The 24,414-nt window shown below is 71.2% G+C and carries 23 protein-coding genes, 4 pseudogenes and 1 riboswitch; of the genes and pseudogenes, 18 read left to right on the forward strand and 9 right to left on the reverse strand.

Translation table 11 applies throughout. The features are described 5' to 3' along the window. Nucleotides 1-470: 470 nt before the first annotated feature. The 3 genes from ACZ7M3_RS32825 (at nt 471) to ACZ7M3_RS32835 (ending at nt 3,818) form a co-directional block, all read left to right on the forward strand. Nucleotides 471-995, forward strand: coding sequence for a MarR family winged helix-turn-helix transcriptional regulator (locus ACZ7M3_RS32825; protein ID WP_452971741.1), 525 nt, complete (start codon nt 471-473; stop codon nt 993-995). Nucleotides 996-1,672: 677 nt separating this feature from the next. Then, the gene (locus tag ACZ7M3_RS32830) at nt 1,673-2,389 is read left to right on the forward strand and encodes a response regulator transcription factor (protein WP_472067988.1); all 717 of its coding nucleotides are present in this window, start codon (nt 1,673-1,675) and stop codon (nt 2,387-2,389) included. Between the two features lie 166 nt (nt 2,390-2,555). After that, entirely contained in the window at nt 2,556-3,818 is a 1,263-nt protein-coding gene (locus ACZ7M3_RS32835; RefSeq protein ID WP_472067990.1) for an NAD(P)/FAD-dependent oxidoreductase, read from the forward strand. A gap of 55 nt (nt 3,819-3,873) precedes the next feature. Here ACZ7M3_RS32835 and ACZ7M3_RS32840 read toward each other — a convergent pair. Next, nucleotides 3,874-4,800: pseudogene (locus tag ACZ7M3_RS32840) on the reverse strand (MFS transporter); the annotation flags it as partial. On the opposite strand from ACZ7M3_RS32840, the pseudogene ACZ7M3_RS32845 reads away from it, so the two are divergent. Continuing rightward, nucleotides 4,799-4,993, forward strand: a pseudogene (locus ACZ7M3_RS32845) (cytochrome P450); the annotation flags it as partial. The pseudogenes ACZ7M3_RS32840 and ACZ7M3_RS32845 overlap by 2 nt on opposite strands. 6 nt (nt 4,994-4,999) lie before the next feature. Beyond that, nucleotides 5,000-5,683 (forward strand): TetR/AcrR family transcriptional regulator, encoded by a 684-nt coding sequence (locus tag ACZ7M3_RS32850; RefSeq protein WP_472067992.1) that lies wholly within the window; start codon nt 5,000-5,002, stop codon nt 5,681-5,683. A gap of 138 nt (nt 5,684-5,821) precedes the next feature. Here ACZ7M3_RS32850 and ACZ7M3_RS32855 read toward each other — a convergent pair whose 3' ends face one another. The 3 genes from ACZ7M3_RS32855 to ACZ7M3_RS32865 form a co-directional block, all read right to left on the reverse strand. Then, nucleotides 5,822-7,117 carry a YhgE/Pip domain-containing protein gene (locus tag ACZ7M3_RS32855; RefSeq protein WP_472067994.1) on the reverse strand — a complete coding sequence of 432 codons (1,296 nt, stop codon included), beginning with the start codon at nt 7,115-7,117 and terminating at the stop codon, nt 5,822-5,824. 192 nt (nt 7,118-7,309) lie between these two features. Next, the gene (locus ACZ7M3_RS32860; RefSeq protein ID WP_472067996.1) at nt 7,310-8,752 is read right to left on the reverse strand and encodes an MFS transporter; all 1,443 of its coding nucleotides are present in this window, start codon (nt 8,750-8,752) and stop codon (nt 7,310-7,312) included. A gap of 58 nt (nt 8,753-8,810) precedes the next feature. Further along, nucleotides 8,811-9,254 carry a DUF3291 domain-containing protein gene (locus ACZ7M3_RS32865; protein WP_472067998.1) on the reverse strand — a complete coding sequence of 148 codons (444 nt, stop codon included), beginning with the start codon at nt 9,252-9,254 and terminating at the stop codon, nt 8,811-8,813. Nucleotides 9,255-9,403: 149 nt separating this feature from the next. Between ACZ7M3_RS32865 and ACZ7M3_RS32870 the strand changes: the two genes are divergently transcribed. Beyond that, on the forward strand, nt 9,404-10,030 hold the full coding sequence (locus ACZ7M3_RS32870; RefSeq protein WP_472068000.1) for a MerR family transcriptional regulator: 627 nt from the start codon (nt 9,404-9,406) through the stop codon (nt 10,028-10,030). Between the two features lie 131 nt (nt 10,031-10,161). Here the strand turns inward: ACZ7M3_RS32870 and ACZ7M3_RS32875 are convergent, their stop codons facing one another. Further along, entirely contained in the window at nt 10,162-10,635 is a 474-nt protein-coding gene (locus tag ACZ7M3_RS32875) for a hypothetical protein (protein WP_388116124.1), read from the reverse strand. Between the two features lie 306 nt (nt 10,636-10,941). Between ACZ7M3_RS32875 and ACZ7M3_RS32880 the strand changes: the two genes are divergently transcribed. Continuing rightward, the gene (locus tag ACZ7M3_RS32880; RefSeq protein ID WP_472068002.1) at nt 10,942-11,826 is read left to right on the forward strand and encodes a dioxygenase family protein; all 885 of its coding nucleotides are present in this window, start codon (nt 10,942-10,944) and stop codon (nt 11,824-11,826) included. Nucleotides 11,827-11,881: 55 nt separating this feature from the next. Then, on the forward strand, nt 11,882-12,676 hold the full coding sequence (locus ACZ7M3_RS32885) for a maleylpyruvate isomerase family mycothiol-dependent enzyme (protein ID WP_472068004.1): 795 nt from the start codon (nt 11,882-11,884) through the stop codon (nt 12,674-12,676). A 24-nt stretch (nt 12,677-12,700) separates the two neighbouring features. Here ACZ7M3_RS32885 and ACZ7M3_RS32890 read toward each other — a convergent pair whose 3' ends face one another. Beyond that, complete coding sequence (locus tag ACZ7M3_RS32890; protein WP_472068006.1) at nt 12,701-13,246, reverse strand: MarR family winged helix-turn-helix transcriptional regulator; 546 nt, start codon at nt 13,244-13,246, stop codon at nt 12,701-12,703. Between the two features lie 156 nt (nt 13,247-13,402). Here ACZ7M3_RS32890 and ACZ7M3_RS32895 point away from each other — a divergent pair, with 156 nt between their 5' ends. Next, entirely contained in the window at nt 13,403-13,918 is a 516-nt protein-coding gene (locus tag ACZ7M3_RS32895) for a YceI family protein (RefSeq protein WP_351299322.1), read from the forward strand. Nucleotides 13,919-13,974: 56 nt separating this feature from the next. Here the strand turns inward: ACZ7M3_RS32895 and ACZ7M3_RS32900 are convergent, their stop codons facing one another. After that, nucleotides 13,975-14,664, reverse strand: coding sequence for a glutathione S-transferase C-terminal domain-containing protein (locus ACZ7M3_RS32900; RefSeq protein WP_472068008.1), 690 nt, complete (start codon nt 14,662-14,664; stop codon nt 13,975-13,977). Between the two features lie 152 nt (nt 14,665-14,816). Next, complete coding sequence (locus ACZ7M3_RS32905) at nt 14,817-14,897, reverse strand: putative leader peptide (RefSeq protein ID WP_351696613.1); 81 nt, start codon at nt 14,895-14,897, stop codon at nt 14,817-14,819. Nucleotides 14,898-14,927: 30 nt separating this feature from the next. Further along, nucleotides 14,928-15,074, reverse strand: a riboswitch (SAM riboswitch). Nucleotides 15,075-15,543: 469 nt separating this feature from the next. Between ACZ7M3_RS32905 and ACZ7M3_RS32910 the strand changes: the two genes are divergently transcribed. The 9 genes and pseudogenes from ACZ7M3_RS32910 to ACZ7M3_RS32950 all read left to right on the forward strand — a co-directional run. Next, entirely contained in the window at nt 15,544-16,509 is a 966-nt protein-coding gene (locus ACZ7M3_RS32910) for an amino acid ABC transporter permease (protein WP_472068010.1), read from the forward strand. Beyond that, nucleotides 16,506-17,330 (forward strand): amino acid ABC transporter ATP-binding protein, encoded by an 825-nt coding sequence (locus ACZ7M3_RS32915; protein WP_261686495.1) that lies wholly within the window; start codon nt 16,506-16,508, stop codon nt 17,328-17,330. Before ACZ7M3_RS32910 ends, ACZ7M3_RS32915 begins: the two co-directional genes overlap by 4 nt. A gap of 110 nt (nt 17,331-17,440) precedes the next feature. Beyond that, the gene (locus ACZ7M3_RS32920) at nt 17,441-18,466 is read left to right on the forward strand and encodes an ABC transporter substrate-binding protein (protein WP_472068012.1); all 1,026 of its coding nucleotides are present in this window, start codon (nt 17,441-17,443) and stop codon (nt 18,464-18,466) included. Between the two features lie 26 nt (nt 18,467-18,492). Continuing rightward, a complete protein-coding gene (locus ACZ7M3_RS32925) occupies nt 18,493-19,269 on the forward strand; it encodes a GNAT family N-acetyltransferase (RefSeq protein WP_472068014.1) in 777 nt (258 codons plus the stop codon). Between the two features lie 106 nt (nt 19,270-19,375). Beyond that, nucleotides 19,376-19,465: a putative leader peptide gene (locus ACZ7M3_RS32930; RefSeq protein WP_323138250.1), complete on the forward strand. Its 90-nt coding sequence runs from the start codon at nt 19,376-19,378 to the stop codon at nt 19,463-19,465. Between the two features lie 75 nt (nt 19,466-19,540). After that, entirely contained in the window at nt 19,541-20,776 is a 1,236-nt protein-coding gene (locus tag ACZ7M3_RS32935; protein WP_472068016.1) for an LLM class flavin-dependent oxidoreductase, read from the forward strand. A gap of 17 nt (nt 20,777-20,793) precedes the next feature. Further along, entirely contained in the window at nt 20,794-22,182 is a 1,389-nt protein-coding gene (locus ACZ7M3_RS32940) for an NtaA/DmoA family FMN-dependent monooxygenase (RefSeq protein WP_472068018.1), read from the forward strand. After that, nucleotides 22,179-22,718, forward strand: a pseudogene (locus tag ACZ7M3_RS32945) (LLM class flavin-dependent oxidoreductase); the annotation flags it as partial. The gene ACZ7M3_RS32940 and the pseudogene ACZ7M3_RS32945, both read left to right, overlap by 4 nt. Further along, nucleotides 22,672-23,511: pseudogene (locus ACZ7M3_RS32950) on the forward strand (LLM class flavin-dependent oxidoreductase); the annotation flags it as partial. The pseudogenes ACZ7M3_RS32945 and ACZ7M3_RS32950, both read left to right, overlap by 47 nt. A 78-nt stretch (nt 23,512-23,589) precedes the next feature. Here ACZ7M3_RS32950 and ACZ7M3_RS32955 read toward each other — a convergent pair. Continuing rightward, nucleotides 23,590-24,405, reverse strand: a complete 816-nt coding sequence (locus tag ACZ7M3_RS32955) for a DUF899 domain-containing protein (RefSeq protein WP_472068020.1) — start codon at nt 24,403-24,405, stop codon at nt 23,590-23,592. Nucleotides 24,406-24,414 lie beyond the last annotated feature (9 nt).

The following is a 24,414-nucleotide window of genomic DNA, read 5'->3' on the forward strand; positions in this document are numbered from 1 at the left end:
CTTGCTGCGGGCTGCTTGCTGCCGGCTCGGACGGGTCGTGACCGGTGCGCGCGGTTCGCGACCCGATCGGATCAGGGGGCCGTCGTCAGACGGCGGACCAGCCGTGGTCGACGGGCAGGACGGCGCCGCGCCCTTCGGGGCCGGTGCTGCTCATGCCGTGCTCCTTCGGTCTGTGCGCGGTGGACGTCGACCTGGCCGGACAGGGGAGAGGCGGTGCGGTTCGGTGCCCTCGGGCCCGGCGGTGGACGGGGGAGTGAACCGGCCGCCGGGCCCGGGACTGCGCCGTTCCCCGTCCCCACGGGTTCGGCGCGGCGAGGCCGCCTCCGCTGGAGGGGGCCTCGGTCTGTGTGTCGGCCACCGGCTCTCACTACCGGCTTACTTGAGTCAGGCAAGCATATGTGAAGTACTTGAGTCAAGCAAATGGTTTGCTAAGTTACTTGACTCAGGCAATCAGGCGCTAGACTGGACCCATGCCCACACCGCCGCCCGCAGACGTTCCCGTCTCGACCGCCACGTTGGAGATCGAGCGCGCACTGAGTCGCATCACCTACCTGGCCAGAGGGATCCGCCAGCACGATCGGCTGATGGCGCTGGCCGGAGTGGCGCTGGACCGTGCCGCGACGGCGCTGCTGCGGCAGATCGCCGACTCCGAGCCGATGCGCCCCGGCGAGCTGGCGGCCCGGCTGGCCGTGGAGGCGTCCCACATCACCCGGCAGGTGCAGCAGCTGCAGAAGGCCGGTCTCGTGACCCGGGTTCCGGACCCCGACGACCGCCGTGCGCAGCGCATTCAGATCACTCCGGCAGGCGAGGAGGCGGTCCACCGCATCCGCGAGGCGAGCACGCGGGGTATGCAGATGGCTCTGGCGGACTGGTCGCCGCAGGAGTTGCAGCAGCTCGCCACCCTGTTCCACCGGATGGTGGACGACTTCCTCTCCTACGCCATCGAGGACGAGGAGACCTCCCGGGAGCCGGCCGGGGCTGCCCGCCCGGCCTGATCCGAGGGCCCGCTCGGCTCGGCCGGGCCGACGGCCACCGGGCCGGAGGTGGGGAGGGGGTACGACGGGTCTGGCCGAACGAACGGAAGGGCAGCGCCCAGGGACACCCCCGGGCCGGCCGTTCCCCAGCGCGACCCCAGCCCGACCGCTCGACCGCACCGCACCGGCGCGACCCCAGCCCGTTCGCTCGACCGCACCGCACCGCACCGACGCGACCAACGGCCCAGCCGCACGACACCCCGCCCCCGACGACCGCCGGGCAGCCCCCCGACGACCGCCCCCCGCACACCCCGCCCGGTTCGACCGCTCGGCGTCACGCACAGCCAGCCCGCTCAGCGACACCCCGCACAGCCCGCCGCACCGTTCAACAGCGATCCACGCACCCCGCCGAACCGCCAACGACCCCCGCCCGCGGCAGCCCGCACCACCCCCGGCCCGACCACGCAGAAGTGCCGCCCCTGGAGCCCGCTCAGAAGCGCCGGAGCACTCCACGGTGGCGGACGTCCCTTCGGAGACCCGCGGAGGAGTCCCCGTGAGTGCACCGCTCCCCTCACCCGCACGCGTCCGACGTACCGCCCCCGCCGCCCGGCGAACCCGGCGGAGACCTCCGACCGCACCCCTCTCGTCGCTCGGTGCCGCTCCCGTGTGAAGTCCGGCCCTACACGAATGGTCTTTCCATGTACGGATACGTGAGTGAGCGGCGGTCGCCGGTGCGTGGGCAGGGTCAGCATGTCCTCGTAGTCGCCGACGGCCCCGACGTCACCGAACTGCTCTCGACCACACTGGAATTGGCGGGCTATCGCGTCAAAGTCGTGGCCGGCGCCGCCGAGTTGACAGCCCAGCTCGCCGAGCACCGCTTCGACCTGGTGGTCCTCGACGCCATGATGACCGACCTGGGCGGCATCCCCCGCAGACACCGGCTCGCGCCCACCGGGCGACCGCCCGTGCTGTTCCTGACCGAGTGCGACTCCCTGGGCAGTCTCATCCCCGATCTGGGCCTGGGCGAGGTGGACTATGTCACCAAGCCTTTCCGGATCGCCGAGGTGCTGGCCCGGGCGCAGGTACTGCTGCGTGGCAGGAGCGCGGGGCGCGGGGACGGCTCGCCGCGCTACGGCGACCTGGTTCTCGACGACGCGGCCTGTCAGGCGCGGCGCGGACAGCGGGTGCTCGATCTGACCCCCGCCGAGTACCGGCTGTTGCGGCACCTGCTGGTCAACGCGGAACAGGTGTTCTCGAAGAACCAGATCAGCCGGCACGTCTGGGGTGAGGTCCGTGCCGAGAACGCGATCGAGAAGCTCGTGTCCCGCCTTCGACGCAAGGTGAACCAGGAGGAACCGGCCCTCATCCACACCCGCCGGGGCTTCGGCTACTGGTTGGGCCGCGCCACCCTGTGAGGAACCTCGACCGTGTGACCTCGATCACGTCAGCTTGAAGTCAGGGAAAAGGCCGGAGGGCGTCAGCCCGGTTCGGTTGCCTGGGCCCAACCAGGTCCACAACCGGGTCTTCGACCACCTTGTTCCGGCCCCCGGTTGAGGTCGGACCTCACGACCGAGGAGTGACATGGCCGACACACAAGGGCGTGGTGATCCGGCTGTTGGACGGGCGAGGCGGATTCTGGTCGTCGGCGCCTCGGCCGCCGGACTCGCGGCGGTGGAGACCCTGCGAGGGGAGGGATACGACGGCTCGCTCACCCTGGTCGGTGAGGAGCCGCACGCGCCGTACGACCGGCCGCCGCTGTCGAAGCAGGTCCTCGGCGCGCGGTGGGAGCCCGAGCGGCTGGCGCTGCGCACGCAGGCGGAGTTGGACGGGCTCGGCCTCGATCTGCGGCTGGGGGTCGCCGCGACGGCTCTGGACGCGGCCGCTCGCACGGTCCTGCTGGCCGACGGCACGCGACTGTCGTACGACGGTCTGATCGTGGCCACCGGGGCACGCCCGCGCAGGCTCCCCGGCGAGGGTGCGCGCGTACTGCGCACGGTGGACGACGCGCTCGCCCTGCGGGAACGGCTGGGGCACGGGCGGCGACTCGTGATCGTCGGTGCCGGGTTCCTCGGCGCGGAGGCCGCCGCCGTGGCGCGCGGCATGGGCACGGAGGTCACACTCCTCGAACCGGCCCCGGTTCCGCTGGCGCACGCGGTGGGCGAGGAGGTCGGGCGGGTGTTCTCGGCGGCCCACCTGGAGCACGGCGTCGATCTGCGGACCGGTGTGACCGTCACCGACGTGACGGAGGACGGTGTGCGGCTCGCGGGCGGTGAACTCGTGGACGCCGACGAGGTGTTGGTGACGATCGGATGTGTGCCGAACACCGGGTGGCTCGAGGGCGGCGGCCTCAAGGTGGCCGACGGCCTGGTGTGCGACGAGTTCTGCGCGGCCGGACCCGGGGTGTACGGGGCGGGGGACGTCGCCCGCTGGTACAACCCGCTGTTCGGTACGTCGATGCGGATCGAGCACCGGACCAATGCGGCTGAGCAGGGCGTCACCGCCGCCTACAACCTGCTCCACCCCGAGGCCCGCAGGCCCTTCGCCCCGATGCCCTACTTCTGGTCGGACCAGTACGACATGAAGGTGCAGGCGTTCGGTCATCTGCGCGGGCACGACGAGATCGTCGTGGTGGAGGGCGAGATGAGCGAGCGTCGGTTCCTCGCCATCTACCGCACCGGTGACCGGTTGGCCGGGGCCCTCGCGGTCGGGATGCCGCCGAAGGCCATGCGTCCCTGGCGGCAGGCCATTGCCATGGGCACCAGCTGGCACGAGGCGATACGGGGGTGGGCATGGGCGACGGACGCCGATGCCAAGGAGATCGTCCACGGCGAACCGTCGTTCTGAGCACGGCCCGCAGGAGGGCCCGCGCGTCGCCACGCGGGCCCCGTCCGCCTGCGGCCTACGGCCTCGTCTCCACGGTCGTACTCGCCGGAGTCCCTGCGGACGTGCCCTCGGACGTGCCCTCGGAAGGGTCCGCGGGCGTGGACGGCTCCCCGGTCACCGGCGTCGACGGGGTGCCGGCGAGCGGGCTTCGGCGGGGCAGGCAGGCGGCGAAGCCGAAGGCCACCAGGGCGGCGCCGGAACCGATGGCCATGACCACCCGGAAGGCGTTCTCCGAGGGCAGGGCCACGGAGCCGAACGTGGTGGTCAGCTGGGCCAGGGTGACACCCGCGACCGCGCTGGAGACCGACGTGCCGATGGACCGCATGAGTGTGTTGAGGCTGTTGGCCGCGGCGGTCTCGGAGACGGGGACGGCCCCCATGACGAGCGAGGGCATCGCGCCGTAGGCGAGCCCGACGCCGGCCCCGATGATGCTGGAGACGAGGACGAGCTGCCAGATGGCGGACATCATCGTGACACTGAGGCCGTAGCCGGCGGCGACCACGAGGGCGCCGAGCATCAGCGTGACCTTGGGCCCCTTGGTCCTGGAGATCCGCGCGGACAGCGGCGCCGTGGCCATCATCACCAGGCCGTTGGGCGCCATGACCAGGCCGACGACCATCATCGACTGCCCGAGGCCGTAGCCGGTGGCCTTCGGCAGTTGCAGGAGCTGCGGCAGCACCAGGGCCATCGCGAACATCGAGAAGCCGAACACGGCGGAGGCGAGATTGGTGAACAGCACCTGACGCCGCGCGGTGGTCCGCAGGTCCACCAGCGGTTGTCCCGCGCGCAGTTCCCAGCGGCCCCACACCAGCAGTACGGCGACGGCCACCGTGAACAGGGTGAGGGTCGTGGCGCTCGCCCAGCCCCAGTCGGCCCCCTTGGAGATCGCCAGCAGCAGGCAGAGCAGCGCGGCCGACAGCCCGGCCGCGCCCACCAGGTCGAACACCCATCTGGCGTTCGGCGTCGGCCCGCACTCCTGCCTGGGACAGGCGCTCGCCCGAACCGAGTTGGGGGCCGTCCTCGACGTACTGCTGCGTAGGCTTCCCTCGCTCGACCTGGCCGTTCCGGTCGAGGAACTGCGACGGCTCGAGGGACTGGTCGTCGGAGGGCTGCGCGAAGTCCCGGTGAGGTGGTGACCGGCCATGGCGGCCAGAACCGTACGGGCCGAACAGGTCAGTGCGACACGGGAGTCGATCCTGACCGCGGCGGAGCGACTGTACGCCGAGCAAGGGGTGTACGCGGTCTCCAACCGCCAGGTCAGCGAGGCCGCGGGGCAGGGCAACAACGCCGCGGTCGGCTATCACTTCGGCACCAAGGCCGACCTGGTGCGGGCGATCGTGCGCAAGCACTTCGTACGGATCGAGCAGGTGCGCCTGCGGCTGCTCGCCGAGATCGACGAGGAGAGCGCCGACATCCGGGACTGGGTGGCCTGCCTGGTGCGCCCCCTCACCGAACACCTGGCCGAGCTCGGCCGGCCCTCCTGGTACGCCCGCTTCACCGCGCAGGTGATGACCGACCCGGCGCTGCGCCGGATCGTGATCGACGAGACCCTCAGCTCCCCGTCGATGCGGATGGTCCTCGAACGGCTGCACCGGTGCCTTGCCGACCTGCCGGTCGAGGTGCACGCCGAGCGCAGTGACATGGCGCGGGAGCTGATGGTGCACATGTGCGCCGAGCGCGAGCGCGCCCTCGCCGACAACACCCCCACACCACGGTCCAGTTGGCACGACACCGCACTCGGCCTGACCGATGCCGTCGTCGCGCTGTGGCTGGCACCGATCACACCCTGCCCGCGCCGACAGCGGGGTGAGATCTGCCGCGACTGATCCCGTCCCCGCGGCTTCCGCGGACGACAGAGCGATGCAGCCCCCGCGAATCGGACGCCTTCGGCTTCGGCGTCCAGCAGTGCCTGGGCCGGCCCCTCGCCCGGACTGGAGGTCGTCCACGGCACGTCTTCCGGGCGATCAGCCGGAGGGGGGTTGGGGGGTGAGGCGGTGCAGGCCCTTGCGGTCGTAGTAGCGGGTCATGGCGAGACCGAAGAGGAGGGCGAGGGCGGCGCCGACGGCGATCATGATCCAGGAGCGGGTGAGGCCGGCGTCGGCGCGGGCGTCGAAGAAGAGGATGGCGCGGACGCCGACGCTCAGTTGGCGCATGGGTTCGAAGTGGCTCAGGAAACGGTAGAAGCCCGGCACGGCTTCGAGGGGGACGGTGGAACCGGAGGAGGGCAGGCCCAGGACGATGAACACGAACATGGAGACGAGCTGGCCGATGCCCCCGAAGGCGGCGTTGATGGCCTGCACGCCCAGGCCGACGGCCAGTGACGCGCAGTAGGAGTAGATCCACAGCAGCGGCAGGTGCGAGGCGTCCATGCCGAGGATCCCGACGGTGGCGATCATGACCAGGGTGGTGGTCAGGACGGTGATCCCCGCGGTCATCACCATCTTCAGCAGCAGCGTCTCGGTGCGGCTGATGGGCACGGTGGGACGGCGGGCGTGCCAGGGGCCGATCTCGTTGTCGGCGTAACCGAGGGCGGTGTCGACGCCGTTGCTGATGACGTTGCCGCCGAGGAACCCGGCGAGGACGAGGAGCAGGGTGTAGTAGAACGCGCTCAGTCCCAGACCGCTGTGGTCGCCGATCGGGTGGCCGACCTGGGTGGCGACGGCGACGGGGTCGGCCAGCACGAGGCGGGTGGTGGCGTCGGCCGCCGCGGTGGCGGGGGAATCCATCAGCTGCATGCCGATGGCCAGGGAGGCCTGCTGCGCGGCCTGTTGGGTGATCCGGCTCGCGAGGGAGGAGCCGAGACTGCCCATGGCGGGGTTGGTGAGCACCGTCAGGGTGGGCCGGGTGCCGGCGTTCGCGGTGGTGAGGGCGGCGGTGGTGGTCGTGAAGTCGGCGGGGACGACCAGCACGCCGTAGATCTTGCCGGAGGCCAGTCTGTCCTGGGCCTCGGCTCGGGTGAGGGGTTGCCAGTCGGCCTTGCCGGAGGTGTCGGCGGTGACGGAGCGGGTGACCTGCGTGCCGAGGTTCGTGGTCTGCCCGGGCAGCGGTCTGCCCTGGTCGGCGTTGACGATGCCGATGGGCAGGTGGTGCAGTTCCCCGTTCGGGTTCACGATGCCGCCCATGTAGAGCAGTGACAGCAGGAACGCCAGCAGCCCGCACAGCACGGTCGGCACCAGCCACAGCTTCGGCCGGCGCAGAAGCACGGAGGCGCTTGCCCGGACGCGGGTGTCGTCGGCGGGGGGCGGGCTGTCGGCGGCCATGGCTCTCCGTGGGTGGGTGCGGCGCGGGACCTGCGTGGGCGGGTACGGGCGCCCGCACCAGGCCAGGATGGAGGCTGCGGCGGCGCGGCGGTCAGCGACGCGCCGCGCACACAACGCCACGGGGGCACCGCACCCCCGGCTCAGCGCCGCGCGGACCGGCGCCGCGCGGACCGGCGCCGCGCGGACCGGCGTTCACGCGCCCGCCCCCTCCCCTCGCGGCCCGCGCGGGATGCCCAGCGCGCACACCGCGCCCACGAGGACGACCGCGACGCCGACCCACACCGCCGGGTGCAGACCGTCGATGAACCGCTGGGGCGTGCCCATGCCGCCGTGGGCGACGAAGACCGAGCTGAGGACCGCGATACCGAGGGCGCCGCCGATCTCGCGGACGGTGGTGTTGGCGCCGGAGGCCTTGCCTGCGTGCTCCTTGCTGACCGAGCCGAGGACGACCGCGGCCGTCGGGGCGAACACGAGGCCCATACCGACACCGGCGACGATCATCGGGGCGACGAGGGAGGAGTACGGGGTGTCGATGTCCGCGACCACGTTGATCCAGCCGAGACCCACGCCCTGGAGGAAGAGCCCGAGGGCCATCAGCCTGCCGCCGCCCACCCGGTTGGAGAGCAGTCCGGCGACGGGGGCGACGAACATGGGCATCAGGGTCCAGGCCAGGGTGCGCACTCCGGCCTCGAACGGCGTGCGCTGCGGCACGATCTGGAGGTACTGGGCGAGCAGGAACAGCGAACCGAAGACGCCGAAGTACATCGCCGCGGAGACGACGTTGGTCAGGGTGAAGGCCCGGACCCGGTAGAACGAGAGCGGCAGCATCGGCTCGGGAACCCGCGCCTCCCAGGCCACGAAGACGGCGAGCAGCACCGCGCCCCCCAGGAACGCCCCCAGCACCTTCGCCGACGTCCAGCCGTCCGTGTCGCCGTGCACGATGCCCCACACCACGGCGCACAGTCCGGCGGCGGCCAGCACCATCCCGACCAGGTCGAGGCGGACGCCCGGAAGCGAGCTCTCGCGCAGGGTGAGCAGGATGAGGGGTACGGCCACGACGCCCACCGGCACGTTGATCCAGAAGATCCATCGCCAGTCCAGCCCGTCGACCACCGCGCCGCCGACCACCGGGCCCATCGCCACCGCCAGCCCGCTGATGCCCGACCACAGACCGAGGGCGAGGCCGCGCAGCCGCTCCGGCACGGCCTGGGAGAGCAGGGTCAGCGACAGCGGCATCACGGCCGCGGCACCGAAGCCCTGGACCGCGCGGTAGCCGATCAACTGCGCGCTGCTGTCGGCCAGTCCGCAGCCGGCGGAGGCCAGGGTGAAGACGACGATGCCGATCACGAAGACCCGCCGGCGCCCGAACCGGTCGCCCAGGGCGGCACCCGTCATCAGCAGACAGGCGAAGCTGAGCACGTAGGCGTTGACGAACCACTGGAGCTGCTGGGTGGACGCCTCCAGGTCCACGGCCAGGGTGCGTAGCGCCGTGGAGACGACGAGGTTGTCCAGTGCGACCATGAACATGGGCACGCTGCACGCGACGATCGCGAGCCACAGGGGCACCCTTCGTCGCTCGCGCGCCGGGTCGACCGAAGGGTCGTCCAGGGCCGGGCTTCGCTCGGACAGCGTCATGACGGAATGTCTCCTTGTGCGATGAAGAGTTGGTGCGGGGGAGGGGGGCGGGGGAGTGTCAGGTGGTGCCGGGTCCGGCGTCGGAAGGTCGGCGCGCGCCGGTGGCGTCCGCGCGCTCCTGCTCGGCGAGCCGTCGCCGGGCGTCCGTCCAGTCGAGGGGGAGTTGCGAGGCCGGAAGCTCCCAGAACGTGAAGACCGAGCCGCTCGTCGTGGACCGCAGCCCGGTCATGATCGATCGGTGCGGTTCGGTCTTCGCGTATGTGTAGAGGGCTCGCTTGTCCTCCCAGGCCGACAGTGTCCAGAAGGTGCGCTTGAGCGGCTGGGCGACGAGCGTGGCGCCGTACGCGCCGGGCGCGCTCTTCACCTGCTTCCACGCGGCCAGGGACCGCAGGAAGAAGCGCGGTACGTCACGGAAGGAGCGAACCTCGAAGCGCGAGGCCATGACGAACGCGCGGGAGTCCGGTCCGGGCGCGTTGACGGTGGTCCAGGGGAGCGTGGGCACGGTGGCGCCTTCTTCCACAGAGGCAGGACGACGGGCGGAGGCGCAGGGGAGCGCTCAATGGACGGAGATCCAGGGGAGCGCTGATTGGATACCTCCGCTATCCATGTTAGACAGTAGAGGTATCCAATGACCAGAGCGGAGCCGACCCGATGCGTATGTCCGAGCTGAGCCGCCTCAGTGGCGTCTCCGTCACGACGATCAAGTACTACCTCCGCGAGGGGCTGCTCCCGGCCGGCCGGCAACTGTCGGCGACCCAGGCCGAGTACGACGGGAACCATCTGCGCAGGCTGCGCCTGATCCGCGCGCTGACCGGCGTCCGGGGGCTGTCCGTCAGCACCACCCGGGAGGTCCTGGGAGCTCTGGCGGAGCACACTGGCGACACCCATCGCCTGCTCGGTCTCACCCTCGGTTCGATCGGGGCCGCTGAGGAATCCGCGGAGGACTCCACTGAACGGGCCGAAGTCGACGCGCTCGTCGAGGAGTTGGGCTGGGACGTCCACAAGTCGGCGCCCGCGCGGGCGACGCTGGCCGAGACCCTGGGCTCGTTGCGCGGCCTGGGTGTCCCGCTCGACCGGGGCGCGCTCGTGCCGTACGCCCGGCTGGCCGAAGGCACCGCGGCGCTCGACCTCGACCAACTGGACGGAATCGACGACCCGCTGGAACTGGCAGAGCGCGCGCTGCTGCTCACGGTCCTGCTCGAACCCGCGCTGATGGCGCTGCGCCGCATGGCCCAGGAGAACGAGTCGGCGCGGCGCCATGGGGGCGGTCACCGTTGATCGGACGGCCGCCGTTGAACGGACGGCCGTCATCGGGCGGACGGCCGCTGTTGAACGGACGGCCGTCATCGGACGGGCCGTGTGATGCGGGTGGCGCTGACCGAGGAGCTTCGATCAGGCGGTGGTCGCGATCAACGCGGGTCTTCCGGGAGGCAGTTGAGCAGGGCGTTCAGGCCGTCGTGGTCGAGCACGGAGACACCCAGGGCCACGGTCATCACGGCCAGTAGATGCACGGCCCCCGGGAGGTCCGCGTCGGCGGCGCGGGTCAGGGCCTGCGTGTCGCCCGCCGCCCAGGCCCGGACCGCCTGCCCGAAGGCGAACTCGTAGTGCGGGGGAGCCGCCGTGGCCGCCTGTTCGGCGGCCCGGCCCACGTCACGGGCCGCGGGCTGGGCGGTCAGAGTGAGGCGCAGGGTGACGTCCATGACGGCACAGAGATAGGTGTACGTGTCGTCGAGCGCCGAATCGTCCAGGGTGTCCAGGGCTGAGGCGACGGCCCGCGCGTCGCCGTCGGTGTACCCGTGCAGCAGGAGCAACGCGGTGTGCCGGGCGGGGTGGGGGCCGGTGATCCGGTCGTGGGGCGAGGGAACGGAGGGATGGTGCGACACGCGGTGGACTCCTTCGGCGGGCAGCCCGAACTCCGGACGGTCCACCGTTGAGCTGCACCTGACCGTGGACTCCGGCCGACCCTAGTGAAGCCCGTCGGCCACCGCGTCCAACCGGCGTCCGATCCCGCATACGGAGATCGGACTACGTCCGATCGCGTACGGCGTCCTTCTTCGGACCTCCGGCGTCACCGTCCGCGGCCGTTTGGTTGACGTCTCAAGTGGGATGACCTAGGGTCAAAGTTGAATGTTCAAGTTAATGCGCCTCACCCCGCAAGCCGGAGCACCCTCACCCACGTAAGGACCGGCATGAACTCCCTCCATGATCCCGAGGTGCCCGCCGGAGCGTACGACCGGTTCCTGATCGACGCGCTGCCGCGAGCCCGGTCCCAGCGCGCGTGGACGCCCGCGGACGGACCGCTTCCCGCTCTGTACCTGAGCCATGGCGCGCCCCCGCTGTTCGACGACGGGCCATGGCTGCGGGAACTGTTCGAGTGGGCCCAGTCCCTGCCGAAGCCGAAGAGCGTCCTGATCGTCTCCGCGCACTGGGAGGCGGCGCCGCTGTGCCTGTCCGCCCCGGCGGCGCACACCCCGCTCGTCTACGACTTCGGCGGCTTCCACCCGCGCTACTACGCGATGACGTACGACACCCCCGACGCGACCGCCCTCGCGCACCGCGTGGCCGGGACCATGCCGGACGGCGAGTCGCTGTACCAGCACCCCTCCCGCGGCCTCGACCACGGGGCTTGGGTGCCGCTGATGGCCATGTACCCCTTGGGTGACATCCCGGTGCTCCAGCTCAGCCTGCCCAGCCACGACCCCGGCCGGCTCCTCGAACTCGGCGCCCGGCTCGGCCCGTTGCGGGAGGAGGGCGTCCTCGTGATCGGCTCGGGGTTCATGACGCACGGGCTGCCCTTCCTCACCCGCGAGATGCTGACGAAGGGCGAAGTGCCGGGCTGGTCCTCGGACTTCGACACCTGGGTCGCCGACGCGCTCGCCCGCGGCGACATCGACGCACTCGCGGCCTTCCGGACCAGGGCGCCCGGAATGCCGTACGCCCATCCGACGGTTGACCACTACATCCCGCTGTTCGTCACGCTGGGCGCCGCCCCGAGTGCCGACCGGGCGGTGCGCACCACCGTCGAGGGTTTCATGATGGGCTTCTCCAAGCGGTCCTTCCAGACCGCGGTGTGAACCCTTGAACCCTCCGTACCGACACACACCGCTTCCACGTCAACGGAGTTGAGACATGAACGACCGTGCCGACCAGACCATCGACGCCCTGCGCGGCGGACACGACTACCTGACCGCCGTGGTGCACGGGCTCGCCACCGCCGACCTCACCCGGCCGTCCGGGGCGTCGGAGTGGGACGTGTCCCAGGTCCTCAGCCACCTGGGCAGCGGCGCGGAGATCGGCCTCGCCTCCCTGGAGGGCGCGCTGCACGGCACCGGGCCCAGGGACGGCGACTTCAACAAGTCGGTGTGGGCGCGCTGGGACGCGATGTCCCCGGTCGAGCGCGCCGAGAACTTCGTGACCGTCAACGAGGCGCTGGTGCGCGCATACGAGGCTCTCGATCCGCGGGCCCGTGCCGAACTCCGGGTCGACCTCGGCTTCCTGCCCGCGCCCGTGGACGTCGCGACGGTGGCGGGTCTGCGGCTCGGCGAGTTCACCCACCACACCTGGGACGTGGAGGTGGCCTTCGACCGTACGGCGGTTCTGGCGCCCGCCGCGGTCGAGCCGCTCCTCGACCAGGCCGGACTGCTCATCGGCTTCCTCGGCAAGGTCGAGGCCCTCGGTGGGCGGCAGGTTCGCCTCGCGGTCCACACCACCGCTCCCCGGCACGCGTTCGGGCTCGACCTGGTCGACGCGGTCGCGCTCACCGACGAGCCGGCCGAGCCCGACGCCGTCCTGAGCGCACCGGCCGAGTGGTGGCTGCGGCTCGTCACCGGCCGCCATGCCGCCACCCACACCCCGGCCGAGGTGACCCTCAAGGGCGACGCCCTCACCCTGGACGACCTGCGACGCGTCTTCCCCGGGTTCTGATCCGCCGGTCCATCCCCTGAGGGGCTACTTCACCGGCCCCTCGGGGGCCGCATCGCCACCCTCGACCTGCCCGGAGCCGGCACCGGGATGCGGCGAGGGTGGCAGCAAGTCGTGCAGGGCCTCGTAGCGCTGCGCGCAGGCCGTCTGTGCGATGGCCTGCGAGACGGCGTCGGCCAGCGGGCCCGTGGACTCGCGCAGCAGTCGACGCGCCTTGTCCGTGAGGACCACCTCGATACCGCGTCGGTCACCGCACGCCGAGCGCCGTGTGATCAGTCCCGCGTGCTGCAGACACGCCACCTGATAGGTCAGCCGCGTCTTGGGGCGGCCCAGCAGTTCCGCGATCTGGGTCATCCGCAGGCTGGATCCGGGCTGGTCGGCCAGCAGACACAGCACCAGGAACTCGTCGTGCGAGACGTCGAGGGTTTCCTTGACGCGGGCGCGCAGTTGCTGCTCGATCGCCCCGGCCGCCGCCAGAAGACGCATCCAGGCCCGCAGTGGGGCGGGCAGCAGCTCACCGTCGCCCGACGGCTCGCGTTCGGGCAGGTCAGCGGGGGCGGAAGGGTCGGCCATAGTGTCACAGTCTACCGGTTGTCCAAATTTGAAGAACCGGCTAGCGTGGAGTCATCCAAATTTGGATGACCGCGTTGTCCCCACAGTCCCCGTGTGCCGCGCGCCCCGTGCGTCGCGCACCCCTGTGCACTGCCCGTAACCGTCTGGAGAACTCTCATGACCGTCGCCGTCGAAACCGGCCTGTGGCAGCTCGACCCCGCCCGTACCACCGTCGCCATCAAGCACAAGACGATGTGGGGCATGGTCACCGTGAAGGGCACCTTCACCGGAGTCGCCGGAGAGGGCGAGGTCCAGCCCGACGGGACCGCCCGCGGCACCATCACCCTGGATGTCGCGTCCCTGGACACGAAGAACGCCAAGCGGGACAAGCACCTCCGCTCCGCCGACCTCTTCGACGCCGACCGCCACCCCACGATCACCTTCGCCGTCCGCGACGCCGTCCTCGGTCAGGACGACACCGTGGAGATCAACGGGCAGCTGACCGTGCGCGGCATCAGCCGGCCGCAGCCCGTCACCGGCCGGGTGACCGGGGCGAGCGCCGACACGGTCACGCTCACCGCGGAGTTCACCGTGGACCGCGACCAGTTCGACATGGGCTGGAACCAGATGGGCATGATCCGCGGCCTGACGACCGTCACCGGCACGCTCGTCTTCACCCGCGCCAACGGCTGAGTCGACGCGGCGCCGGGGCCCGGGCCCTACGGCCCTACCGGCCCCGGCGTACGCGCTCAGCGCACCTTGCCGTGGAAGGCCGGGTGGGCGTCGAGCCGACGTACGTAGTCGCGGAGTCGACCGTAGGGGGAGAGGGACTCCGTCGGGCCGAGTTGGGTCAGAGCCACCCAGAGGTCGACGTCCGCGGCCGTCAGCTCGTCGCCCAACGCGTAGACGCGCGAGGCGAGTTGCCGGTCCAGCGACTGGAGTGCCGTCGTGCGCGCAAGCGGCGGCGCGGCGGGGGTGACGTCCCGGTCGAGGAGTTCGCGCAAGGCGTCGATGTCCGCGGCGAGGGCCGGTGGGTTCAGCCGGGGGAGGCGGGCGTCGCTCCGGCAGACCGGCAGCCCGGCGAGGTCACGCAGGATGTCCGGCGTGTGGTTGCTCACGATCCGTCCGCTCCAACGGTCGCACAGCGCGGGCGCGGTGAGCGGGCCGTCGTAGTGGTGCCAGGTGGCCTCGTACGCGCGGCGCAGTGCGGCGAACGCGTCGGGTGTCTCGGCGGGAAGCGTCAGCAGCGTGGTGGCGACCGAGTCGTGGAGACCGAGCAGCTCCAGGGTGACCGAGATGCGCAGCGAGCGCGGACAGCCCTCGGCGAGGTACAGCTGATAGCGGTGCGGCGCCGGGTAGAAACCGCCGGCCAGGCCGACGCCGATGCGGCTGCGGATGCGGTGGGGGCGAGGGGCGGCGAGCGAGACTGTCTTGGGCATGACTCTCCAGGCAACGTCGAAGCCCCCGCGGCCCGTTGGACGGCGGTGGCGGAACGGAGTGACTGCGCTGACGTACGGGCCGGTCCGGATCGTGGGACGTGCCTGACCGGACGGACCGCGTGGACCAGTACGCGCTGGACGGACCGCCTGGACTAGTACGCGCTGGAGACCCGCTGCAGATCGATGTGCAGGCGCCTGGTCAGACCGCTCGTGCTCCTCCTGGCCATTCCCATCGCTCCCGTGTCCGGGGCTCGCGAGAGGCGAGACCACGCTTGCCCCACCGCACCGGCGGGACCCGGTCGTCACCCGGGGCACCCCGTCGCGGTGGAAGGGTTGCCTGTCAGCGGGCCGGGGCCGATAACCGCGTCGAACGGGAGAAACCCGCACGACGGGCGCTGACAATCGTGACCGTCCCAGCCAGTCTCGGTGCGGTCCGCGGAGCAGTCAAGAAGGCATATGCGCGGTCTCACCACGTGGTCGTTCCGGCCGGGGCGCGTTGACATTCGTTTGGGGCCATGCCTAACTTACGCCGCATCGGACCGGATCGATTCCGGTGCGTTCGAGGCCCAGCGGGGCGGAATGGTGACGGTGAACGCGATGTACGCAGCTGACGGGACGACCGCTTCGCGGCGCCACGGCTGCCCCGCCGCCGCACTGTGTCGTAGCTCCCGCGGCGCCCGCTGTCTCTGTCAGGGCTGACCGCTTCCGCCTTCCGCGGCGTTGAACGTCCGCACGGCTCGACCTCCCTCGCCCGCCGCCCTGTCGGCGCGCAGTCGGTGAGCCTCTCCTCCCTCCATACCCCCTGACATCCGTCTGTCCCCGCGCGCACCGCCGTCGTACGGGCCGGCGGCGGTGTGTCCGCATTCGTTGGAGCCCTTTATGAGTGAATCCCTGGGCTCCGCCGTGCCGTTGAGCACGTCGGAGCCCCGCCCGGCAGCGGCACAGCGCGTGCTGCCCCTGCGCCACCCCGGCCGCTGGATCGCCTCGGCGATCGTGCTCGTCGTGGTCACCCAGATCGTCCACGGGCTGGCGACCAACCCCTTCTTCCAATGGGACCGGTTCCAGTACTGGTTCCTGCGTCCCACGATCCTCGACGGCCTGCTCATCACCCTCGAAGTGACGCTCTACAGCGCCGTGTTGGGCCTGCTCGTCGGCATCCTGCTCGCCCTGGCCCGACTCTCCGAAAGCCCCGTGCTGCGCGCGGTGAGCTGGGTCTACATCTGGCTGTTCCGCTCGGTGCCCCTCATTGTCGTCCTGCTCTTCCTCTACAACTTCAGCGCGCTCTACAAGACGCTGAGCCTCGGCGTCCCCTTCGGCCCCGCCTTCTTCACCTTCGACGAGTCCCGGCTCGCCACCGACATGGTCGTCGCGGTCGTCGGACTGAGCCTCAACGAGGCGGCGTACGCGGCGGAAGTGGTCCGCGGCGGCATCCTCTCCGTCGACCAGGGCCAGCACGAGGCGGCCTCCGCGCTCGGTCTGCCCAAGGGGTACCAGTTCACGAGGATCGTGTTCCCGCAGGCGCTGCGCTCCATCACCCCGAACTACGTCAACCAGCTGATCGGCCTGATCAAGGGCACCTCGCTGGTCTTCTACGTCTCGCTGCTCGACCTCTTCGGCTCGGTGCAGAGCATGGGCTCCACCTACCCCGGCGACATTGTGCCGCTGCTGCTGGTCGCCACCGCCTGGTACCTGATCCTCACGAGCGTCGTGTCCGTCGCCCAGTTCTACGTCGAGCGGTACTACTCGCGGGGCGCGCTGCGCTCCCTCCCGCCGACCCCGTTGCAGAAGGTCCGCACCGGTCTGCGTGACCTGCGGGCCCGGGTCCGCAAGGAGGCGGCGATATGACCGGCGAGACGCTCGAGATCCGACCGGCCGCCGTCGAGGTGCGCGATGTGCACAAGTGGTACGGCGCCCAACGCGTGCTGAACGGAGTGGAGTTGACGGTGCGGCCCGGAGAGGTCACCGTGATCCTCGGCCCGTCCGGCTCCGGCAAGTCCACCCTCCTCAGGGTGATCAACCACCTGGAGAAGCCCGAGATCGGCCATGTCAGCCTGAACGGCGAGCTCATCGGCGTACGCCGGCACGGCAAGCGCAGCGCGATGGGGGTCCCCCCGGCCGAAGGCTGGGGGAGGCTCAAGGAGCTGACCGAGCGGGCGATCCTGGCCCAGCGCGGCCGGATCGGGTTCGTCTTCCAGAACTTCAACCTGTTCCCGCACCTGACGGTGCTGGACAACGTGGCGGCCGCGCCGGTGGCGACCCGACGGCTGAAGCGGCCCGAGGCCAGGGAGCTCGCGCGCACCCTCCTCGACCGCGTGGGTCTGGCCGACAAGGCCGACGCCTATCCACGCCAGTTGTCGGGCGGCCAGCAGCAGCGGGTCGCCATCGCCCGCGCCCTCGCGCTGCGGCCCGGAGTCATCCTCTTCGACGAGCCGACCTCCGCCCTCGACCCCGAGCTGGTCGGCGAGGTACTCGCCGTCATCAAGGACCTGGCCACCAGCGGCACCACGCTCGTCATCGTGACCCACGAGATCGGCTTCGCCCGCGAGGTGGCCGACCGGATCGTCTTCCTCGACGAGGGTCGCGTCGTCGAACAGGGCTCGCCCACCGAGGTGTTGGACCACCCGACGCACGAGCGGACCAGGGACTTCCTGAGCAAGGTCCTCTGAACCTCCCGCCCTCACCGCACCTTCCCTCACCGCACCTTCACCCCTCACGCCTTCTCTCACCGCGCCTTACCCACCACACGGTTCATCACGAGCATCGGACAAGGACAGCCATGCGCACCCTCACCCTCCGCAGCAGACTCCTCCGTGGCCTCACCGCCTCCACCGCCGTCGCCGCTCTCGCCGCCGGACTCGCCGCCTGCGGGGGCGAGAGCGACGCCGCCACCACCTCCGACAGCGCGGCCGCCGGCACCGTCACCGTGGGCGCGCTCTCCAACGGCGCCGCACAGCAGACCGACCTCAAGGTGTCCGAGGTCAAGTCCATCAGCGCCGAGCTGCCCAAGTCCGTCGCCAAGAGCGGCAAACTGGTCGTCGGCGTCGGCGCACTGCCCGCCGGGTTCCCGCCGCTGGCGTACGTCGGCCAGGACCAGAAGACCCTCACCGGTGCCGAACCCGACCTCGGCCGACTGGTCGCCGCGGTCCTCGGACTGAAGGCGGAGGTGAAGAACTCGACCTGGGAGAACCTGTTCGTCGGCATCGACAGCGGCAAGGTCGACGTCGCCTTCACGAACGTCACGGACACCGAGGAACGCAAGAAGAAGTACGAGTTCGCCTCCTACCGGCAGGACAACCTCGCCTTCGAGGTGCCGAAGAAGAGCACCTGGAACTTCGCCGGCGACTACGAGAACCTGGCCGGCAAGACCGTCTCCGTGGGCGCCGGAACCAACCAGGAGAAGCTCCTGCTGGAGTGGAAGGCGAAGCTCGCGAAGGAGGGCAAGAAGCTCACCGTCAAGTACTTCCAGGACAACAACAGCGTCTATCTGGCGCTGTCCAGCGGGAAGATCGACGCCTACTTCGGACCCAACCCCGGTATCTCGTACCACATCACCCAGACGGCGAAGACGCCCAACCCGACCCGTAACGCGGGCAAGTTCTCCGGCGCGGGCGCGACCCTCCAGGGCCTGATCGCGGCCACCGCGAAGAAGGACAGCGGGCTGGCCAAGCCGGTCGCCGACGCGATCAACCACCTCATCAAGGACGGTCGGTACGCCAAGTGGCTCGCCGCCTGGAACCTCTCCAACGAGGCCGTCAGTACCTCGCGGATCAACCCGCCCGGCCTCCCGCTCGACAACTCCTGACCGCTTTCCGGAGGTCCGACACCACCATGTCCACCGTTGCCCGACCGACCCCGCCGCAGAGCACGGCGACACCCCACATCCTGGACAACGCCGCCTGGGCAGCGCTGACCGGCCCGCACGCCCACCTCGCCGAGCGCGTCGGCAGCGCCGCCCGCTACCCCCTGGACGTCTCCCCGTTCACCGCCCTCGCCGATCCGGCCGACCCGCGCGCCTGGGACGACCTCGCCGCTCTCGTCGGCCCCGGCACCGTCACCCCCGTGACCGGGGCGAAGTCGGCGCCCCAGGGCTGGGAAACGGTCCAGCACGGCCAGGGCGTACAACTGGTCGACACCGCGCTGCGCGCCGAGCCCGCCCCCGAAGCAGTGCGGCTCGGGCCCGACGACGTCCCCGAGATCCTGGACCTGATCGCCCTGACCGAGCCGGGGCCCTTTCTGCCCCGCACGGTCGAACTCGGCACCTACCTCGGCATCCGGCACCGCGGCCGGCTGATCGCGCTGGCCGGCGAGCGAAGCGAGATGGGGGTCCCCCCGGCCGGAGGCTGGGGGAGGCTGCGACCGCCCGGCTGGACGGAGATCAGCGCGGTCTGCACCGCCCCGGACCACCGAGGCAAGGGCCTGGCCACACGACTGGTCCGCGCGATCGCCGCCGGCATCAGGGAGCGCGGAGACACGCCCTTCCTGCATGCCTCCGCGACCAACACCGGCGCGATCCGGCTCTACGAGTCGATCGGATTCACCCTGCGCCGCCGCTCGGACTTCCTCCTCGTCCGAACTCCGGGCGCCGAGCAGGAACAGACGGCGTAGACGGGCCGTTGTGTTGAAGAGGTTCACGACGTCGGCGCGGCCACAGGCCCGCCGGGACGCAAGGGCGGAGGTGAGGGACGTGCGAGTCGGGTCCGATCTCCGCGTCATGGTGCTCACCCCGCGCCGCCGTGTACGTCTTTACTCCCGGCCGCACATCGATCTGCAGCGCGTGGCCGGCGCGCTCTGTCGTCCCTGACCTGTCACCCCGCCGCCACGCCCTCCGCGTAGAGGGCCGCGCTCTCGTACGGTCGACCAGGAAGGCACCCCCTCCGTGTCCGCATCATCTTCGCTGCCCGTTTCCTCCCCCTCGTCCCCCCATCTGCACGTCGCCGTCGCACTCGACGGCGCCGGCTGGCACCCGGCCGCCTGGCGCGAGCCGGTGGCCCGCCCCCGTGAACTGCTCACCGCCGGGTACTGGACGGACCTGGTCACCGAGGCCGAGCGCGGTCTCCTCGACTTCGTCACCATCGAGGACGCCCTCGGACTCCAGTCCTCGCACCTCACCGAGCCCGACAGCCGCACCGACCAGGTCCGCGGGCGCCTGGACGCCGTCCTGATCGCCGCCCGCGTCGCCCCTGTGACGAGCCACATAGGACTGGTCCCGACCGCCGTCGTCACCCACACCGAGCCCTTCCACCTCTCCAAGGCGATCGCCACCCTCGACTACGTCAGCACGGGCCGTGCGGGCGTACGGGCGCAGGTGTCGGCCCGCGCGCACGAAGCCGCGCACTTCGGCCGCCGTACGCTCCCGCCGCTGCGCATCGAGGACCTCGACAGCCCGGCCGTGCGAGAGCTGACGACCGACCTCTTCGACGAGGCCGCGGACTATGTGGAGGCGGTGCGCCGGCTCTGGGACAGCTGGGAGGACGACGCGGAGATCCGGGACGTCGCCACCGGACGCTTCGTCGACCGCGACAAACTGCACTACATCGACTTCGAGGGCAAGCGCTTCAGCGTCAAGGGCCCCTCGATCACCCCCCGCCCGCCGCAGGGCCAGCCGATCGTCAGCGCCCTCGCCCACGCGACCGTCCCCTACCGGCTGGTGGCCCGGGCCACCGACATCGGTTACGTCACCCCGCACGACGCCGGCCAGGCCCGTGCCATCGTCGAGGAGATCCGCGCCGAGCAGAGGGCGGCCGGCCGCGCCGACGAACCCCTGCACGTCTTCGGCGACCTCGTGGTGTTCCTGGACGACGATCCGGCCGCCGCAGCGGCCCGCCGCGAGCGTCTCGACGCCCTGGCCGGATACCCGTACACGAGCGATGCCCGGATCTTCACCGGCACCCCCGCCCAACTGGCCGATCTGCTCCAGGAGTTGGCGGAGGCAGGGCTGTCCGGCTTCCGGCTGCGTCCCGCCGTCCTCGGCCACGACCTGCCCGCCGTGACCCGGGGCCTCGTGCCCGAACTCCAGCGCCGGGGCGTCTTCCGGCAGTCGTACGAGTCCGACACCCTGCGCGGGCTGCTCGGCCTCTCCCGCCCCGCCAACCGCTACGCCGCCACCGCCTGAGCCGGAGGGACCCACTCATGAGCAGCACGTCACAGGACAAGCCCCGCAAGCAGGTCCACCTCGCGGCGCACTTCCCCGGCGTCAACAACACCACCGTGTGGAGCGACCCCGAGGCCGGCAGCCACATCGAGTTCAGCTCCTTCGCCCACTTCGCGCGCACCGCCGAGCGCGCCAAGTTCGACTTCCTGTTCCTCGCCGAAGGACTGCGACTGCGCGAACAGGGCGGCAAGGTCTACGACCTGGACGTCGTCGGCCGCCCCGACACCTTCACGATCCTCACCGCGCTCGCCGCCGTCACCGAACACCTCGGTCTGACCGGCACCATCAACTCCACCTTCAACGAGCCCTACGAGGTGGCCCGCCAGTTCGCCAGCCTCGACCACCTCTCCGACGGCCGCGCCGCCTGGAACGTGGTCACCTCCTGGGACGCCTTCACCGGCGAGAACTTCCGCCGCGGCGGCTTCCTCCCGCAGGAGGAGCGCTACTCCCGGGCCAAGGAGTTCCTGACCACGGCGAACGAGCTCCTCGACTCCTGGCACGGGGACGAGATCGTCGCCGACCAGCAGACCGGCACCTTCCTGCGCGACGCGAAGGCCGGAGCCTTTGTGCACCAGGGCCGGCACTTCGACATCCAGGGACAGTTCAACGTCCCGCGCAGCCCGCAGGGACGCCCGGTGATCTTCCAGGCGGGAGACTCCGACGAGGGGCGCGAGTTCGCCGCCTCCAGCGCGGACGCGATCTTCAGCCGGTATGCCACCCTCAAGGAGGGCCAGGCGTTCTACAAGGACGTCAAGGGACGCCTCGCCCGCTACGGCCGTCAGCGCGACCAGCTGCTGATCCTGCCCGCCGCGACCTTCGTCCTCGGCGACACGGACGCCGAGGCGGAGGAGATCTCCCGCGAGGTACGCCGCCAGCAGGTCAGCGGCGCCACGGCGATCAAGCACCTGGAGTTCGTCTGGAACCGCGACCTGTCCGCGTACGACCCGGAAGGACCGCTGCCCGACATCGACCCGGACCTCGGCGAACACACCATCGCCCGGGGCCGCGCCCAGGTCCGGATGTACCGCGACCCGCTCGCCACCGCCCGGGAGTGGCGGGAGCTCGCGGCCGCCAACAAGTGGTCCATCCGCGATCTGGTCATCGAGACCGGCAACCGGCAGGCCTTCGTCGGCTCCCCGGCCACCGTCGCCGAGACCATCGACTCCTACGTGCAGGCCGACGCCAGTGACGGCTTCATCCTCGTCCCGCACATCACCCCCGGCGGCCTCGACACCTTCGCCGACACCGTGGTCCCACTGCTCCAGGAGCGCGGCGTGTACCGCACCGAGTACGAGGGCACGACCCTGCGCGACCACCTCGGCCTCGCCCACCCGGACGACGTGCGCGACGAGCGTGCGGTGTCATGAAATTCCTCGCCATCACCCTGATCGTGCTCCGGCCGGACCCGATCACCGGCGTGCAGAAGCCCACCCACGACCGATTCCGCGAGGTCCTCGACAACGCCCTGCTCACCGAGGAGTTGGGCTTCGACGGCTTCGGCGTGAGGGAGCGGCACGAGCGGCCGTTCATCTCGTCCTCGCCGCCCGTCGTGCTCAGCCACGTCGCCGCGCTCACCAAACGCATCCGCCTGTTCACGGCCGTGACGACGCTCAGCCTGCTCGACCCGGTACGCGCGCACGAGGACTACGCGACCCTCGACCACCTCTCCGACGGTCGCCTGGACCTGATCATCGGCAAGGGCAACGGCGCCGCCCAGCGGGACCTGTTCCAGGTCACCCCCGAGGACCGGTGGGACCGCAACGCCGAGAGCTACGAGGTGTTCCGCAAGATCTGGCGCCAGGACAAGGTGACCGCCGAGACCCGCTTCCGCCCGGAACTCAAGGACGCGGAGGTGCGACGCTCTGCATCCCGGCCGTCTCGACCTGGGCCTCGGCCGCTCCGGCGGGCGCCCGCCGGGAGGGCCCACCGCCCCGCTGCCGACCGCGACCCCCGTGGTCGACGTCCGCGCCCCGAACGGTCCGCGCATCCCGCCCCGGTTCTCCTTCGAGTACCTGCTCGGCTCACCCCGCGTCGCCCTCCAGCGCACGCTGCTCCAGCAGCCGCACGCCCGGTCGCAGGACTACGGCGAGCAGATCGACGACATCCTCGCCCTGCTCGCGGGGACGTACCGGTCGGCGGACGGCGTCGAGGCGCATGTCGTCCCGGGCGAGGGCGCGGACGTGCAGGTGTGGATCCTGGGCAGTAGCAGCGGGGAGAGCGCCACGGTCGCCGGCCGCAACGGGCTGCGGTTCGCGGCGAACTACCACGTCAGTCCGGCCACGGTGCTGGAGGCGGCGGAGGGCTACCGCGCCGCCTTCCGGCCGTCCGACGTCCTCGACAAGCCGTACGTCAGCGTGTCCGCGGACGTGGTCGTCGCCGAGGACGACGGGACCGCGCGCGAACTCGCCACCGGATACGGCCTCTGGGTCCGCAGCATCCGTACCGCCGAGGGCGCGATCGAGTTCCCGACGCCGAAGGAGGCCCGCGCCCACGTGTGGAGCGACACGGACCGGGCGCTGGTCGCGGATCGCGTCGAGACCCAGTTCGTGGGCTCCCCGGGACACGTCGCCGACCAGTTGGAACAGCTCCAGGAGGCCACTGGGGCCGACGAGTTGCTGATCACGACCATCACCCACGGCCATGCGGACCGGGTGCGCTCGTACGAACTGCTGGCCGAGGAGTGGCGACGCAGATAGCGGTACCGGCACTCGGACGACACGCGGACCCGGACTCCCCGCGCCGACGCCGATGCCGACGTCGTCGACGAAGGCGCGTCAGTGGTGGTGGCCGTGCCGGCCGAGGGTCTCCACGGCGGTCGCGCCGGGCCGGGTCCACTGCGGTACGGGCCGGCTGGTCGGGCCCCAGGTGGCGTTCCCGTCCGCGTCCGAGCGCCAGTACCAGCAGGCCTGGCGGCCCGCGGACGGGTGCCCCTCGCGGACATCGCCGATCACGGGCCGGCCCTCGGGATGGTCCTCCCATGCCTCGCCGCGGCCGTAGGGCGTCATGTCGAGCAGGGCGAGGGACCCGTTGACCGGCTCGTTGCCACGGCCCGTCGTGGAGTAGGTGAGGAACACGCGGTCGTCGTCGCGCAGGAAACAGGCGATGTGCCCCATTCCTCCGCCGATCGGCGCGTCCACACCGCGCACCGAGTACCAGGGCTGGGTGTAGCCCATGAACTCGACGTAGGAGGCCACCTCGTCCCACGGGCCCGAGGTCAGCACGGCGAACGAGACGCCGCGGGCGTTGAGGTAGACGGCGTCCTTCAGGTGCCAGGCCGTGGTGGTGCAGCCCTCGCACTGCCCCTGGTGCGGCGCGCCGTCGTGCCACATGTGCTGGTAGACCACGAGCTCGTCGCGGCCCTGGAACAGGTCCAGGAACGGGACCGGGCCGTCGGGTCCGACGACCTCGACCGTCCCGTCGAGCTCCACCATCGGCAGCCGGCGCCGGGCCGCGGCGAGGGCGTCGCCCTCGCGGGTGTGGGCCTTCTCGCGGACCAGGAGCGCGTCACGGGCGGCCTGCCAGGTGGCCAGGTCGGCGACGGGCGGGCGGCCGGGCAGCGCGGTGGTCGGGTCACTCGGCGTGGTCGTCATGGGGTCCTC

The organism is Streptomyces sp. NPDC111656 (assembly GCF_055656965.1).